Genomic DNA, 16,010 nt, shown 5'->3' with positions numbered 1-16,010 from the left:
ATGCAAGTCAACATCAGTGGACACCAACTGGAAGTGACCGAACCCCTGCGTACCTACATCGGCGAAAAACTCGACCGATTGGAAAGGCATTTCGACAAGATCACCAATGTGCAGGTCACGATGAACGTCGAGAAGCTGCTGCAGAAAATCGAAGCCACGTTGCATATTCCCGGCGGAGAGGTGGTTGCCAATGCGGAGCACACAGACATGTATGCCGCGATTGACCTGCTGACCGACAAGCTGGATCGCCAACTCAAAAAGCATAAGGAAAAGACCCAAAGCCTCCTCCAGGGCGCTACCGGTCGTTAATCCCCCCAATCCATGATCCGACTAGAAACCATCCTGACCCCCGGCCGTTCCATGGTGAACGCGCCGGGCGGCAGTAAAAAGAAAGCCCTCGAACAAATTGCCAACCTGATCCACCGCGAAGTGCCGGATCTGGAAATGCAGGACGTCTTCGAGGCCCTGGTTGCCCGTGAAAAACTCGGTTCCACCGGTTTTGGCAACGGCATCGCCATTCCCCACTGCCGCCTCAAGGGATGCATCACGCCCATCAGCGCACTGCTGCACCTTGAAGCCGCCATTGATTTCGACGCCATCGACGGCGCACCGGTCGACCTGCTGTTCGTATTGCTGGTTCCGGAAGCGGCGACCGATGCGCATCTTGAGCTGCTGCGCCAGATCGCCAGCATGCTGGACCGCAAGGAAGTGCGCGAAAAACTGCGCAGCGCACCGAGCAACCAAGCCTTGTATCAGGTAGTCCTGGACGAGCAGAACGGTCATTAATCATGCGCCTGATCATCGTCAGCGGTCGCTCCGGCTCCGGTAAAAGCACGGCGCTCAACGTGCTTGAGGACAGCGGCTACTATTGCATCGACAACCTTCCAGCCGGCCTGCTGCCGGAGCTGGCCGAACGGGCGCTGATCCACACCGAGCTGGCGCAACCGCTGGTGGCGGTTTCCGTCGACGCACGCAACCTGCCGAGCCACCTGTCCCGTTTCCCCGAACTGCTCGAGGAAGTGCGCAACCGGCATATCCAGTGCGATGTGCTGTACCTGGATGCCGATGACGAAACCCTGCTCAAGCGCTTTTCCGAGACCCGGCGACGCCACCCGCTGAGCAATGCCAACCGCTCGCTGGCCGAAGCCATTGAAGACGAAAGCCAGTTGCTTGGACCGATCGCCGACCTGGCGGACCTGAAGGTCGACACCACGAACCTGAACCTGTATCAGTTACGCGACACCATCAAGTTGCGCCTACTGAACCAGCCGGAGCCAGGCACGGCGTTCCTGGTGGAGTCGTTCGGTTTCAAGCGTGGCATGCCGGTAGACGCCGATCTGGTGTTCGATGTGCGTTGCCTGCCCAACCCTTATTGGAAACCGGAGCTGCGCGAGCAATCCGGGCTCGACCAACCGGTGATCGACTACCTGGCGGCCCAACCGGATGTCGAGGAAATGTTCCAGGACATCTCCGGCTACCTGCTTAAATGGCTGCCCCGGTTTGCCGCAAGCAACCGAGCCTATGTCACGATTGCCATCGGCTGTACCGGCGGTCATCACCGCTCCGTCTACCTGACTGAACGCCTGGGTCAGCTCCTGCAACAATCCCTGAAGAACGTCCAGGTTCGCCACCGCGACCTCAGCTAAAGGATTCACATCGCGATGCCTGCTCAGGAAATTGAAATCATCAACAAGCTGGGCTTGCACGCCCGGGCTTCAGCCAAGTTTGTCGGCGTGGCTGGCCAGTTCAAGGAAACGACCATCCGCGTCGGTCGGACGCCTGAATCCACGATCGACGGCAAAAGCATCATGGCCATGATGATGCTTGCAGCGGGCAAGGGCACCACGATCTATCTGGAAACCCAAGGTGAACAAGCGCAGGAGGCGATGGACGCCCTGGTGGACCTGATTAACCGCTACTTCGACGAAGGCGAATAACCCCCTGTGGCGAGGGGATTTATCCCCGCTGGGCTGCGAAGCAGCCCTGATATCTGTCACCGCCGAGCATCAGGTCGACTAAGCTCTTTTTGGGGCTGCTTCGCAGCCCAGCGGGGATAAATCCCCTCGCCACAAATAGATCACAGATTCTCCCTATCACGCCAGCGCGGTATCCATCACCATCATCAGACAGAACCCCATCAGCAATCCCAGGCTCGCCAGCTTCTCGTGACCGTTGCGGCGGGCTTCGGGAATGACCTCGTGGGTCACCACCAGCAACATGGCCCCGGCCGCCAGTCCCAGCGGCAGCAACATCCCGGCCAGGCTCACCAGCCATGCGCACAATAGCGCGAACAGGGGTTCCACCAGTCCCGAGGCCGCGCCGATCAGGAATGCCTTGAACCTGGACATTCCGGCCGCGGCCAGTACCAGAGCAATGACCAGCCCCTCAGGTACATCCTGCAAGGCGATGCCCATCGCCAGGCTGTCGGCATCGGGCATGCCACCGCCCGCCGACACGCCGACGGCCATTCCTTCCGGAATGTTGTGGGCCACGATGGCAAACACGAACAACCAGATCCGCGGCGCAATGACCGGATGCCCGGGTGCACCAACCAGCTGTTCAGGACGGGCGGACACCTTTCGCTCCACCAGGTACAAGCCAAATGCACCGGCCAAGATGCCGAAACTGACCAGGCCGCTGGCCAGCCAGGGCGTAAGTCCCAATTGCTCGGCCGCAGCGATACCCGGCACGATCAGCGAAAACGCCGTAGCGGCCAGCATCACTCCCGCGCCGAAACCCAGCAGCGAATCGCTCACGGCCTGAGGCATTCGCCGGATGACCAGCACCGGTACAGCCCCCAAAGCCGTTCCCAAGGCGCAAAGCCCACCGCCTTGCAATGCACGCAGCAGTCTTGGCTCAAGGCCCAGCCACGCCAGGCCTTCGGCCGCCAGCAATGTCATCCCGGCCAACAGTAATAGCGACCCCAAGGCGTAGCGGAACATCCGCCCGCTCCTCGGCGCCAGAGTTTCAGTGTCCATAGTCAGCCTTGGATTGTTTGATGAACAGCTCAGGCAAGCGCAGCCTGGTAACGCCGAGCGACTGCAGGCCAGTTGACCACGTTGTAGAACGCGTTGATGTATTCCGGCCGGCGGTTCTGGTACCGCAGGTAATAGGCGTGCTCCCACACATCCAGACCGAGGATGGGTGTATGACCGGCCATCAGCGGGCTGTCCTGGTTAGCGCTGCTCTCCACCACCAGCCGCTTTTGCGGGGTTACGCTCAACCAGGCCCAGCCGCTGCCGAAACGGCTCAACGCCGCCTTGGTGAACGCTTCCTTGAACCGCTCCAGGCCGCCCAGTTGCGCCTCGATCGCCGCGGCAAGCGCACCATCAGGCTGCCCTCCCCCTCAGGGGACATCACGTCCCAGAACAAGGAATGATTGGCATGGCCGCCTCCCTGGTTGATCACCGCGGCCCGCAAGTCCTGTGGCAATTGCTCCACGCTGGCCACCAGCTTTTCGATGGGCCATTGGGCGTACTCGGTGCCCTCCACGGCCACGTTGAGGTTATTGATATAGGTCTGATGGTGTTTTGTGTAATGGATTTCCATGGTTTGCGCATCGATATGCGGTTCCAGGGCAGCGTAGGCGTAGGGCAGCGCGGGCAAGGTAAAAGCCATTTTCAATGAACTCCATGATGAAGGGGGGTATCGCGGTGCAGGCATGACGTGTCGTTGCTGCGGAGCAGCCGTTGGGTGCGTGGGTACTCGCCGTGTTCACTGATGAAACCCAGCAGTTCGACATAGGTCTTGTGGCTCTGGCGCATCGCGGCGGCACGCAAGGCCGAAGGCATGCGCTCGTCCTGCAGGGTCTGCAGCAGCCGTTGGTGGATGGCGCACAGGTATTCGGCGCTTTCCTCCGGCTGGTTCAGCCGCAGGTGCAGATCCGCCAGGTTGTGATGGGACACAACGCAGGCAGCCACGGCTTCATCGGCATCAGCCCAGCGTTCGAACAGCACCTGCGCCAGGGCCAGGGCTTGCAGGTAGGCCTCGCGGGCGTCCACCAACTCGCCCAGGATGAAATGACGATTGGCCCTTTCGGTCGTGCGTTTCCAGTGCTCCATGATGAATCCTCCACGCAGGTGTCGGCACTACACCCCACCGGCGGTGAGCTTCTCGGGATCCAGCAGGACCTCCAGTTCGCTGCGCGACAGGTCGGTGTGTTCCAAGGCGACATCGATGACTGGACGGCCTTGCTGATAGGCCTTCTTGGCGATTTCAGCGGCTTTCTGGTAACCGATGATCGGGTTCAATGCAGTAACCAGGATCGGGTTGCGTGACAGCGCCTGCTTGAGCCCGGCCTCGTTGACCTTGAACGTGGCGATGGCCTTGTCCGCCAGCAGCCGGCTGACACTGGACATCAAGGCAATGCTGCTCAGCAGGTTCTGGGCGATGATCGGCAGCATCACGTTCAATTCGAAATTGCCCGATTGACCGGCCACGGTGATCACCGTGTCATTGCCGATCACCTGGGTCGCGACCATCGCGGTGGCCTCGGGAATCACCGGGTTGACCTTGCCGGGCATGATCGAGGAGCCTGGCTGCAAGCCCTCAAGCTCGATCTCGCCCAGGCCGGCCAGAGGTCCGGAATTCATCCAGCGCAGGTCGTTGGCGATTTTCATCAACGACACCGCGGTGGTCTTGAGCTGCCCGGAAACCGCCACAGCGGTGTCCTGGGAACCGATCAGCGCGAACAGGTTCTTGCCTGGGGTGAACTGCACATGGGTCAGCCGGGTCAGTTGCTGACTGAACAGCTCGGCGAATCGCGGGTGCGCATTGACCCCGGTGCCGACTGCCGTACCGCCCTGGGCCAGGGATTGCAGGCTTGGTAGCAAGTCCTGCAAATGATCGAGGTTGGCTTTCAACTGCTGCGCCCACCCCTCGAGCACCTGGCTCATACGGACCGGCATGGCATCCATCAAGTGGGTACGACCGGTCTTGATGAACGGATGAACCTCCACGGCCTTGTGCTCGATCACCTGCACCAGGTGCCTCAACACCGGCAGCAGCTGTTCATGCAGGGCCAGCGCGGCACTGACGTGAATGCAGGTAGGAATGATGTCATTGCTGCTCTGGCCGCAGTTGACGTGATCGTTCGGGTTGATCGTCTCCCCCAGCAAGCGGCTGGCGAGGGTGGCGATCACTTCGTTGGCGTTCATGTTGGAGCTGGTGCCAGAGCCGGTCTGGAAAATATCCACCGGGAAATGATCCATGAACTGCCCTTCGAGCAGCCCCTGGGCCGCATCGACGATGGCTTTGCCTTGGGCCACGCTGATCTGTTCCAGCTCCACGTTGGCCTGGGCAGCGGCTGCCTTGGCCAGGATCAGCGCACGGATGAACTGCGTCGGCATGCGTTGGCCGCTGACGGGAAAATTCTCCACGGCACGCTGGGTCTGGGCGCCATAAAGGGCATCTACCGGGACGTGAAGCTCGCCCATGCTGTCGCGTTCGATACGGGTGTTACTCATCGGGAAATCCTTGTACCGGTTCATTGAGACAAATCGAGGGTTCCAGGACGCAGGTCGCCAGCGCCCAGGCATGGCGCTGCCAGCGCGTGAGGCGGCAGCGACACAGTGATTGGCGTTCGAGGTCACGCAATGGGCGCCAGGCCTGGTCGAGGCAGAGCGTGCGCCAATGCCAGGGCAGCGCGACGTCCGAGGCGGTGTCGAGCAACAGGCGAAAGGCCGTTTCGCAAATCATCCACGGCGAAGTCGCGGTGCAGCGGGCCAGATATCGGCCCTCGGCCAGGTATTGCTCGATCAGCCGCGGCTCGTCCGGGCTCATGGCACAACGGATCCGGCGACTCATCCAGCGCCAGCTTTCAAGGTAGGGTTGCTCGTGCAAGGCAGAACTCATGACCGGGGCTCAATCTGGTAATGAGATTCATTATTAGATGATAATGAGATTCAACACAAGCGCAGGAGAGCGCCATTGTGGCGAGGGGATTTATCCCCGCTGGGATGCGAAGCAGCCCCAAAACCTACTCTCGCGGTGTCTTGGGTTGATTGCATGGACCTTTTTTGGGGGCGCTTCGCACCCCAGCGGGGATAAATCCCCTCGCCACAGGGTGTCCATGTCCTGAATCGAAACAGGGCCAAGCGGACACAAAAAAGGCGCGTCACCCGCTAGGATGACGCGCCATCTTTATTGCGATTACAGGTCAGCTGCCCGCGACGGTCATCCGCTCGATCAACACCGAACCGGTGCGGATGTTGCTGCGCAGCTCCAGATCATTCCCCACCGCCACGATCTGCTTGAACATGTCGCGCATGTTACCGGCAATGGTCACTTCCTGGACCGGGAATTGAATCTCGCCATTTTCGACCCAGAAGCCGGCCGCACCCCGGGAGTAATCGCCGGTCACCATGTTCAGGCCATGACCCATCAGCTCGGTCACCAGCAACCCTCTTCCCATCCGCCGCAGCAAGGCCGCCTGGTCCTCTTCGCCATGGGTCACGAACAGGTTGTGCACGCCGCCGGCATTGGCGGTGCTCGGCATGCCAAGTTTACGGCCCGAATACGTGCCGAGGATGTAGGACACCAGCTCTCCCCTCTCCACGAACGGCTTGGCATACGTGGCCAGGCCATCACCGTCGAAAGCCGAACTGCCCATGGCTTGCATCAGGTGCGGGCGTTCGTCGATGGTCATCCATTCCGGGAACAGTTTCTGGCCCAGGGCGCCTTCGAGGAACGAGGACTTGCGATACAGGTTGCCGCCGGACACTGCCGACAGGAAGCTGCCGAACAATCCGCCGGCCAGCTCGGCAGCAAAAAGCACCGGCACTTCACAGGTCGGCACCGGTCGTGCGCCCAGGCGACTGGCCGCCCGTTGCGCGGCTTTCTGGCCGATCACCAGCGGGTCCATCAGCAGATTGCCCTGGCGGTTCACGTCGTACCAGTAATCACGCTGCATCTGGCCATTGGCTTCGGCAATCATCACGCAGCTGAGGCTGTGACGGGTCGAGGCGTAGCCGCCGATGAAACCGTGGCTGTTGCCATACACCCGGCAGCCCTGGTGGGTATTGAGCGTCGTGCCGTCGGCGTTCTTGATCCGCGGATCGGTATCGAATGCTGCCGCTTCACAGCGCAACGCCTGCTCGATGGCCTGCTCGGGAGTGATGTCCCAGGCGTGAAACAGATCGAAATCCCGCGCTTCCTTGCACATCAGGGCCGCATCGGCCAAGCCCGAGGCTTCGTCTTCGGAGGTGTGCTGGGCAATCGCCAGTGCCGCGGCGACGGTTTCGCGAATGGCGTCCGGGCCGCTGGCCGATGTGCTGGCCGAGCCCTTGCGCTGGCCGACGTACAAGGTGATGCCAAAACCCTGGTCGCGATTGAACTCGACGGTTTCCACCTCACGCTGGCGTACCGACGTCGACAGGCCCTGCTCCAGGGACACCGCCACCTCACAGGCGCTGGCGCCCTGTCGCTTGGCTTCGGCAAGGATCTGCTCGACCTGCTCCTGCAGTGCCGGCAATGCCTGCGGGCCGACGCTCTGAACTGCACTCATGGCTTTCTCCACTCAAATTCTGCTTTCGGTAAGGCCTTCGAGCGACCGGGCCGGACAAGCGGCCCCCGACTGGTTATCATGGCGGCGTTTCTTTGCGGACTGCCCCCATGGTTGATTCTTACGACGACTCCCTCTACGAGGGTGAAAAAAGCAAATCCCAGGTCAAACGCGAGCTGCATGCTCTGGTTGACCTCGGCGAGCGCCTGACAACACTCAAGCCGGACTTGCTGGCCAAACTGCCCCTGACCGACGCCTTGCGCCGGGCCCTGGCCGATGCGCCCAAGCACACCGCGAACATCGCGCGTAAACGGCACCTGCAATTCATCGGCAAACTGATGCGCGATCAGGACACTGACGCCATCCTGGTGCTGCTCGATCAACTCGACGCCTCCACCCGGCAGTACAACGAACGCTTCCATAACCTGGAACGCTGGCGCGATCGCTTGATCGCAGGCGACGACGGCACCCTGGAAAAATTCGTCGTCGACTACCCGGAGGCCGATCGCCAGCAGTTGCGCTCCCTGATCCGTCAGGCCCAGCACGAAGTGGCGCAGAACAAGCCACCGGCTTCGAGCCGTAAAATCTTCAAGTACATCCGTGAGCTGGACGAGACTCAACGCGGCCTGCGCTGAGTGACGTCCGCGGGTGGAGGCTCGTACTCCACCCGCTGCTCCTGTCATGCGCCCGTGCCACCCACGGTAATCGCATCGATCTTCAGGGTCGGCTGACCGACACCCACCGGCACCGACTGCCCGTCCTTGCCGCACGTCCCTACACCGCTGTCCAGCGCCAGATCGTTGCCGACCATCGACACCTTGCTCATGGCCTCCGGTCCGTTACCGATCAGCGTCGCGCCCTTGACCGGCGCGGTGATCTTGCCGTCCTCGATCAGGTAGGCCTCGCTGGTGGAGAACACGAATTTGCCGCTGGTGATGTCCACCTGGCCGCCGCCGAGATTGGCGCAGTAGATGCCTTTTTTCACCGACGCGATGATTTCCGCCGGATCGCTTTGACCACCCAGCATGTAGGTGTTGGTCATGCGTGGCATCGGCAGGTGCGCATAAGACTCACGGCGGCCGTTGCCGGTGCGGGCCACGCCCATCAACCGGGCATTGAGCTTGTCCTGCATGTAGCCTTTGAGGACGCCATTCTCGATCAGCGTGGTGCACTCGGTCGGGGTGCCCTCGTCGTCGACGCTCAGCGAGCCGCGCCGCCCAGCCAAAGTGCCATCGTCGACAATGGTGCAGAGTTTCGAAGCGACCATTTCGCCCATGCGCCCGCTATAGGCTGAACTGCCCTTGCGGTTGAAATCGCCCTCCAGGCCATGCCCCACCGCTTCGTGCAGCAGTACACCGGACCAACCGGACCCCAGCACCACCGGCAACGTGCCAGCCGGCGCAGGAATGGCCTCCAGGTTGACCAGCGCCTGGCGCAGGGCCTCCCGGGCGTAGCCCATGGCGCGGTCTTCGCTGAGGAAATAGCGGTAGTCGGTGCGCCCACCGCCTCCATGCCCACCGCGCTCGCGGCGACCGTTCTGCTCGACGATCACACTGACATTGAAACGTACCAGCGGCCGCACATCCGCCGCCAGACCGCCGTCGGTGGACGCCACCAGGATGCGCTCCCAGACGCCGGCCATGCTCACCGACACCTGCTGGATGCGCGGGTCGAGGGCCCGGGTCGCAACATCGATGCGCTTGAGCAGTTCGACCTTCTCGGCCCGGCTCATGACCTCCAGCGGATTATCCGGCGCATACAACTGCGCGACGTCCTGGCTGCTGAAGGCCTGGACCGTGCCATTCTGCCCGGCCCGGGAAATCGAACGCGCCGCACGGGCCGCAGCCCCCAGGGCTTCGAGGGTAATGGCATTGCTGTAGGCAAATCCGGTTTTCTCGCCGGACTGGGCACGCACGCCCACGCCCTGGTCAAGGTTGAAACTGCCTTCCTTGACGATGCCGTCTTCCAGCGACCAGGACTCGGAGATCTGGCCCTGGAAATACAGGTCGGCCGCATCGATACCCGGCCCGGCCAGGTCGCCCAGCACGCCTTGCAGGCTTTCGAGGGTCACGCCGCCGGGGGCTAGAAGGTGTTCACTGACTGAGGACAACAACCCGCTCATATGTTTTACGCCTTGAATTCGTCGTCTTGGACAGGTCGCTGTCGAGCGCCCTGCGAGAAAAAGCGCCGATGGCTGGCCACCGGCATGCGCGCCCGGATGGACGCCTGTTCGCTGCTGTCACGCTCGGCCAGCAGCACGGCTTCGCCTTGATCCTGTTGCGCCAGCACTCGCCCCCAAGGGTCGACAATGGCCGCATGGCCAAAGGTCTCCCGAGGCCCGGGATGCAGGCCCCCTTGGGCGGCCGCCAGCACATAGCACTGGGTTTCGATGGCTCGGGCGCGAATCAGCACCTCCCAATGAGCCGCACCGGTGACGGCGGTGAACGCCGAGGGTGCCGTGATCAATTCGGCGCCGGCAGCCCGCAGCTCGCTGTACAGCTCCGGAAAACGCAAGTCGTAGCAGACCGTCAGGCCCACCCTGCCCACCGGCGTATCGGCGACCACCACGTTGCCGCCATAAGCATAGTCATCAGACTCGCGGTAGCGCCCACGATTGTCGGCCACATCAACGTCGAACAGGTGCAGCTTGTCGTACCGCGCCACGATCTGGCCCTGATCGTCCACCAGCAGCGAGCAGGCATGGGCCTTGGCCTCGGGCCGGTCCACCGGCGGCAGAGGCAAGGTGCCAGCCACTATCCATAACCTGAGGTCACGGGCGACCTGTTTCAACCAGGACAGGATCGGTCCCTGACCAAAGGCTTCGGCACGACCGATGTCGGCCACGTCCCGTCGCCCCATCGCCGCGAAATTTTCCGGCAGCACCGCCAGCCGCGCACCGCCAGCGGCGGCCTGCTCCAGCAGCACACGGGCACGCGCCAGGTTGGCGAGTACTTCGCTTTGGCTGACCATTTGAATCACTGCGACTGGCATGGTGCTTTCCTCCTGTCCTTATCCTTGCCGTGAGGGCTGTGGGAGCAAAGCTTGCTCGCGATACGAACGACTCGGTCCAACCGTAAACCCGCGTCATCGTTCATCGCGAGCAAGCTTTGCTCCCACAGGCTCGCTCCCACAGAGGGATTGGCGTTGTCCATCAGAACGGCTTGTCGAAGGTGATCTTCGGCTCTTTCCAGGGTCCCTTGACGTCATATCTTACGCTGGCAAAACGCGCCACGCGGTCGCCGATCAACTTGTCGATCAGAAACAGCGCGCCGCCTACCGCTGGCGCGCCGACAATCAGCGCGGCAATCGGCAGGTTATTGGTCACCGGCAATGTCACCTGCAGCTTGGCATCGACCCGGTCGGCCACCATGTCCAATGTCCCGTTGAGTTCCAGGTTGCTCGAAGGCCCCGTCAGGGTAATGGGCTCACGGGTCACGTAGACACCATTGCTTGCCACCAGCAGCCCCTTGACCCGATCGTAGCTCAAGCCTTTGCCGAACAGGTCGGAGAAGTCCAGGCGCAGCCGCCGGCCAATGGAGTTGAAGTTCAACAGGCCGAACACCCGCAACGCCTGGGCGCTGCCCTCGACCTCGACGAACTGGCCTTTGCTCAGCGAAGCGTCGAGACTGCCGGAAAAGCGCTTGGTCGCGACCCACGCCGGTGAGCCGGGCCAGTTGCCATCGACGTCCATGTGGAATTCCTGGCTGGTCACGCTTGGGGCGAATCCCCAGCCCTTGAGCACATCGGCCAGGTTCTTGCCGCCGATACGCCCCTTGTACCAACTGCGAGTGGAACCGGGAACGCCTTCCCAGCCGCCACTGCCTTGCAGAAGCATGCCCTTGAGGCCCATGTCCAGATTGTTCAACGCGATGCCTTTGCTGGTCGGACGCACCTTCAACGACCAGGCTCCGATCAGATCCGGTCCCTGGAACAACTGGTCGATCGCGATATCCATCGCCGGGATCCGTGTGGGGTCCACCGATGCCAAGGGGTCCGGCGCGTTTTCATCGGCCTGCACCGTCGGGTCCGCGGCCGGCAGGCGAACATAGTCAAGCTTGATCCCGATCGGAGCGGTCTTCGCATCCGGCAGGCTGGCGCCGCCCTTGGCCTGCTGGCTGTCGAGCCGCAAGGCCCAGGCGTCCGGCTTGCGGTCCAACTGCACCGATGCCTGGTCCAGGGTCGTCCCCATGGCCGTGAGCTTGCCCACCTTCAGGTCGACGCCACTGAGCAATTGCTTGGCGCTGCCGCTCGGGTCCTGCCCGGCATATTTGTTCATCAGGTCCTGCCACGGCCCGACATCCAGTTCCGACAACGTCCCACGCAGTCGCAACCCTTTGGCCCCAGGCAAGACCGCATCGCCGCCGCCCAGCAACAGCTCACCGCGACCGTCGGCCGGCTTCCCGCCCGGCGCTGCATACGTGAAGTTGGCGAGGTCGCCGTAATTGACCCAGTAACGTCGCTCCGGCCCCTGCAATGTCATGCGGAACACGGTGTCGCGACCGGTCTCGGCCGTCATGCCGAAAGGCGCCGGCAGGTCAACCGCCACGCCCTTGAGGTTGGAGCTGACCGATAACTGGCTGTCGGCCCCGTCGAGAATCACCTGCAACTGGTACGGAATGACCCCGGAAACGGGCAATGGCTGGGTAACGTTCAACCAGTCGGTGAGTTTCTTGACCTCCAGCCGTCCGGACGCAACCACCCGGGTATTGAGCGCACCGGCACGGCCATCGGCAAAGATCTGCGCGGTCAAAGGTCGATCGAACGCCCGGGCCGCGATGTTCTTGCCACTCAACCCCTTGCTGCTGTCGAAGCGGAATTCGCCCTTGAGCTGGGTCAACTCCAACACCGGGTCGCTGAGTTTGAGCCGGGCGTCGGCGGTGCTGAAGTCCACCAGGATCTTCGGTGGATCTCCCTTGGCCAACGGGATATCGAGTTTCACAGAGCCTTGCAGGCCGCCTTCGCCTTCCCAGCCGGCGAACGTCTCGGCCGTACCGATCGGTGCCGTCTGCAGGATTTTCAGCCCGTCCCCCAAGCCCCCGGCGAACCCACCCTCCAGCAGCAGGTGGGAAGGCTGCCCGCTGGGGACATGGGGAATGTTCACCGCCACGTCTTTGACCTGGGTGTCCAGCAACTGCCCCTGACTGGCGAAGATGCGCACACCGCTGTCTTCGACGAAGACGTCGCCACTGACCTTGGCGACCGAAGGCCAGCCTGGCTGGAAGGCCAGCTCGGCGTCATGCACCTTGAAGAACAGGCTGATGCTACGGGCCGCATCCTCGGCACCGTGATTCAGCGACCCCTGGTACTGGAAAAAACCTTCATCCACAGCGCCCTTGACGATAGCCGTGCGCAACCACTCATCCAGGGCCGGGCTCAGCACCGCCGGCAAATACTTGGCGGTGTAGCGACCATCGCCATCCACCAGGCCGACCCGCAGGTCCATGTAGTCTTCCTGGCTGTGGTCGAAATGCAGGCGGATCAGGAAATCGCCGGCAATCCGGCCCTCCTCCCCCAGTACCTTCAAGTACGGCGCAATCAGGGTGAAACCTTGCTGGTCGAGCTTCCAGGTCAGTCGCGCATTGGCTTGCAGGTATTGCCAGGGCTTGGCGAAGATCGGGTCCAGGTGCAGGGAAAAATCCTTGCTGTCCATGCGCAGCTCGCCGCCACCGAGGTTGCCGCTGAGGCTGCCCGAGACGTTCCGCGCCGCCGGGGCGCCGTGATAGGCATCGAAGCCCACCGTATCCAGGTTCGTGGCGAAGCTGACCTTCTGGTCGCCGCTATTCTGCGGCCGGTAATCCACCCACGCATTGCGCAGGGCACCCGTGAACCTGAGACGGTCGATGGCCGTTGCCACGCCTGCGGGCAAAGGCGCCAAGGCGTTGAGCAGCGGTGTAAGCGGGGTCAGGTCGAGGCGATCGGCCTGCAAATGCCAGCGTTCTTCAGTCTTCTCGGTGGCAACGCTCTGCTGCAATTGCAGGCGCGACTCCCAGCGGGTTTCACCCAGGCTCATCGCCAGGGAGTCGAACGTCGCGGTGATCCCCTCGCTTGCGCGCTGGAAATACCCGTTGAGCGCCAGGTTGCGGATCTGTACCGGCTTGCGGTCTGCGTAGGCGCCGGTGATGTCCGGCGCATTCAGGCGCACGGCGGCGCTTTGCAGCATGCCGTTGCCCCAACTCAGCCAGAACTCGCCGCCGGCCTTGGCCTGGGAGAAATTCCATTCCCGAGTCAGGCGCTTCGGCAGCCATTTCGACCAGTCGCTCTGCGGCAGGCTCAGATAGGCATCGGCCTGGCCGTTCTTCCAGTCGGCGGCGCGAATGCGGGTACGCAGGTTGATTGCCACCGGTTGCCCGTCGGGCAGGGTCAGGCGCGCATCCAGGCGCTGGCGGCTGACGCCGGTCCTGAGACTCAGGCCGACATAGGTCAGGCTCAGTGGCGCCTGGTCCAGCGGCTGCAAGGTCACCTGGCTGTCCAGGATCGAGAGCCTCGATACCACCTGCATGCGATCAAACAATTGCTGCGGGTCGAACGGCTGATCGTCCTTGACCGGCAGGCCTTCCAGGGCCCATTTGCCGTCGGCGCCTTCCTTTAGGCTGATTTTCAGGCCGCCGAGCGTCAGGTGGGCAATGCGCACCTGGCGGGCCAGCAGGCTGCCCCACAGATCGGGCACGGCACGCACCTCATCCAGGTGCATGGCATTGGCCCCTTCGCCGATCATCACGTCGCGAGCCAGCAGAATCGGCGCCAGGCCGCTCCACCTGCCCTCCAGGCTGCCAAGGTGAAACGGCAGGCCCAGCGCTTCGGTGGCCCGGTTCTCGACTTCGGTGCGATATTCGGCAACCAGCGGCGCCAGTTCTCGTCCGAGGCTGACATACAGCGCCAGCAGCACCAGCAGCAGCGCGCACAGACCCAAGCCCCAGCGGGTCAGTGCGGCCAGAATGCGGGTCAAACGCTCCATGTCAGTGGACTCCCCAGGCAAAGATATTCAAATCGGCGAGACCACCGCTTCAGGAGCCATTTCAGAGCAGCACAACGTCGTATTGTTCCTGGGAGTACATGGTTTCCACCTGGAAGCGAATCGTACGTCCGATAAAGGCTTCCAGCTCCGCGACATTACCCGACTCCTCATCGAGCAGGCGGTCCACCACTTTCTGGTTCGCCAACACTCTATAACCGGTGGCCTGGTAGGCGCGCGCTTCCCGAAGAATTTCCCTGAAGATTTCGTAACACACGGTTTCCGGGGTCTTGAGCTTGCCCCGGCCCTGGCAGGCGCTGCACGGCTCGCACAGCACCTGCTCAAGGCTTTCGCGGGTGCGTTTGCGGGTCATCTGCACCAGGCCCAACTCGGTGATGCCGATGATGTTGGTCTTGGCGTGGTCGCGCTCGAGTTGTTTTTCCAGGGTCCTCAGCACCTGGCGCTGGTGCTCTTCGTCCTCCATGTCGATGAAGTCGATGATGATGATCCCGCCCAGGTTGCGCAGGCGCAGTTGGCGAGCGATCGCCGTGGCGGCTTCCAGGTTGGTCTTGAAGATGGTTTCTTCGAGGTTGCGATGGCCGACGAACGCGCCGGTATTGACGTCGATGGTGCTCATGGCCTCGGCCGGATCGACCACCAGGTAACCGCCGGACTTGAGCGGCACCTTGCGCTCCAGGGCTTTCTGGATTTCGTCCTCGACACCGTACAGGTCGAAAATCGGCCGTTCGCCGGGATAATGCTCGAGGCGGTCGGCGATTTCCGGCATCAACTCGGCCACGAACTGGGTGGTCTTCTGGAAGGTTTCCCGGGAGTCGATGCGGATTTTCTCGATCTTGGGGCTGACCAGGTCCCGCAGCGTGCGCAGCGCCAGGCCCAGGTCTTCGTAGATCACGCTGGGCGTGGCAATGGTCTTGATCTGCGCGGCGATCTGATCCCAGAGCCTGCGCAGGTAACGGATGTCCATGAGAATCTCATCGGCGCCGGCACCTTCGGCCGCGGTGCGCAGGATGAAGCCACCGGCTTCCTTGATCCCTTCTTTCTCCACGCAATCGCTGACCACCTGCTTGAGCCGCTCGCGCTCGGCCTCGTCTTCGATCTTCAGGGAAATGCCGACATGGGCGGTGCGTGGCATGTACACCAGGTAGCGCGACGGAATGGACAGTTGCGTGGTCAGGCGCGCGCCCTTGGAGCCGATGGGGTCCTTGGTGACCTGCACCACCAGGCTCTGGCCTTCATGGACCAGCGCGCCGATGCTCTCCACGGCAGGTCCCTCGCGCATGGAAATCTCCGAGGCATGGATGAATGCCGCGCGATCCAGGCCGATATCGACGAACGCTGCCTGCATGCCCGGCAACACCCGCACCACCTTGCCTTTGTAGATGTTGCCGACAATGCCACGCTTTTGCGTGCGCTCGACATGAACCTCTTGCAGCACACCGTTTTCAACCACCGCCACGCGCGATTCCATCGGCGTGATGTTGATCAGGATCTCTTCACTCATGGCAGGGTCTCGTTCAGGCATTTTCACGATAATGG

General features: G+C 62.4%; 14 protein-coding genes and 1 pseudogene. 5 read left to right on the top strand and 10 right to left on the bottom strand.

Annotation, left to right across the window (positions count from 1 at the left end; all coding sequences use genetic code 11):
- Genes hpf through PCOSP_RS04305 form a run of 4 tightly spaced genes read left to right on the top strand, consistent with a single transcriptional unit; the run spans position 1 to position 1,937 of the window.
- Positions 1–309 carry a ribosome hibernation-promoting factor, HPF/YfiA family gene (hpf, locus tag PCOSP_RS04320; protein WP_003178005.1) on the top strand — a complete coding sequence of 103 codons (309 nt, stop codon included), beginning with the start codon at positions 1–3 and terminating at the stop codon, positions 307–309.
- 12 nt (positions 310–321) lie between these two features.
- On the top strand, positions 322–786 hold the full coding sequence (ptsN, locus tag PCOSP_RS04315) for a PTS IIA-like nitrogen regulatory protein PtsN (protein WP_024777484.1): 465 nt from the start codon (positions 322–324) through the stop codon (positions 784–786).
- A 2-nt stretch (positions 787–788) separates the two neighbouring features.
- Positions 789–1,646, top strand: a complete 858-nt coding sequence (gene rapZ / locus PCOSP_RS04310; protein WP_139645774.1) for an RNase adapter RapZ — start codon at positions 789–791, stop codon at positions 1,644–1,646.
- Between the two features lie 15 nt (positions 1,647–1,661).
- Entirely contained in the window at positions 1,662–1,937 is a 276-nt protein-coding gene (locus tag PCOSP_RS04305; RefSeq protein ID WP_139645772.1) for an HPr family phosphocarrier protein, read from the top strand.
- 156 nt (positions 1,938–2,093) lie between these two features.
- On the opposite strand, the gene PCOSP_RS04300 is transcribed toward PCOSP_RS04305, so the two are convergent.
- The 6 genes and pseudogenes from PCOSP_RS04300 to pmbA all read right to left on the bottom strand — a co-directional run bounded on the left by PCOSP_RS04300 (position 2,094) and on the right by pmbA (position 7,504).
- Complete coding sequence (locus tag PCOSP_RS04300) at positions 2,094–2,978, bottom strand: ZIP family metal transporter (RefSeq protein WP_464710412.1); 885 nt, start codon at positions 2,976–2,978, stop codon at positions 2,094–2,096.
- 29 nt (positions 2,979–3,007) lie between these two features.
- Positions 3,008–3,618, bottom strand: a pseudogene (locus PCOSP_RS04295) (superoxide dismutase).
- A gap of 2 nt (positions 3,619–3,620) precedes the next feature.
- On the bottom strand, positions 3,621–4,061 hold the full coding sequence (locus PCOSP_RS04290) for a hypothetical protein (protein ID WP_464710410.1): 441 nt from the start codon (positions 4,059–4,061) through the stop codon (positions 3,621–3,623).
- 27 nt (positions 4,062–4,088) lie between these two features.
- Complete coding sequence (locus PCOSP_RS04285; RefSeq protein ID WP_464710408.1) at positions 4,089–5,465, bottom strand: class II fumarate hydratase; 1,377 nt, start codon at positions 5,463–5,465, stop codon at positions 4,089–4,091.
- The gene (locus tag PCOSP_RS04280) at positions 5,458–5,853 is read right to left on the bottom strand and encodes a FagA protein (RefSeq protein WP_139645762.1); all 396 of its coding nucleotides are present in this window, start codon (positions 5,851–5,853) and stop codon (positions 5,458–5,460) included. Before PCOSP_RS04280 ends, PCOSP_RS04285 begins: the two co-directional genes overlap by 8 nt.
- A gap of 304 nt (positions 5,854–6,157) precedes the next feature.
- Positions 6,158–7,504, bottom strand: coding sequence for a metalloprotease PmbA (pmbA, locus tag PCOSP_RS04275; RefSeq protein WP_139645759.1), 1,347 nt, complete (start codon positions 7,502–7,504; stop codon positions 6,158–6,160).
- Positions 7,505–7,611: 107 nt separating this feature from the next.
- On the opposite strand from pmbA, the gene yjgA reads away from it, so the two are divergent.
- Positions 7,612–8,136: a ribosome biogenesis factor YjgA gene (gene yjgA / locus PCOSP_RS04270; RefSeq protein ID WP_041020876.1), complete on the top strand. Its 525-nt coding sequence runs from the start codon at positions 7,612–7,614 to the stop codon at positions 8,134–8,136.
- Positions 8,137–8,180: 44 nt separating this feature from the next.
- Here yjgA and tldD read toward each other — a convergent pair whose 3' ends face one another.
- From tldD to rng, 4 genes are all read right to left on the bottom strand, one after another.
- Positions 8,181–9,623, bottom strand: coding sequence for a metalloprotease TldD (gene tldD / locus PCOSP_RS04265; RefSeq protein WP_003197828.1), 1,443 nt, complete (start codon positions 9,621–9,623; stop codon positions 8,181–8,183).
- 5 nt (positions 9,624–9,628) lie between these two features.
- Positions 9,629–10,492, bottom strand: a complete 864-nt coding sequence (locus PCOSP_RS04260) for a carbon-nitrogen hydrolase family protein (protein WP_464710407.1) — start codon at positions 10,490–10,492, stop codon at positions 9,629–9,631.
- Between the two features lie 160 nt (positions 10,493–10,652).
- Positions 10,653–14,456, bottom strand: coding sequence for a YhdP family protein (locus PCOSP_RS04255; protein WP_464710406.1), 3,804 nt, complete (start codon positions 14,454–14,456; stop codon positions 10,653–10,655).
- A gap of 61 nt (positions 14,457–14,517) precedes the next feature.
- Positions 14,518–15,975, bottom strand: coding sequence for a ribonuclease G (gene rng, locus PCOSP_RS04250; protein WP_041024433.1), 1,458 nt, complete (start codon positions 15,973–15,975; stop codon positions 14,518–14,520).
- Positions 15,976–16,010: the final 35 nt, after the last annotated feature.

The organism is Pseudomonas sp. MAFF 730105, from assembly GCF_055380705.1.
The sequence above is the reverse complement of the archived record's forward strand: the minus strand, read 5'-3'. Positions and strand labels throughout refer to the sequence as shown.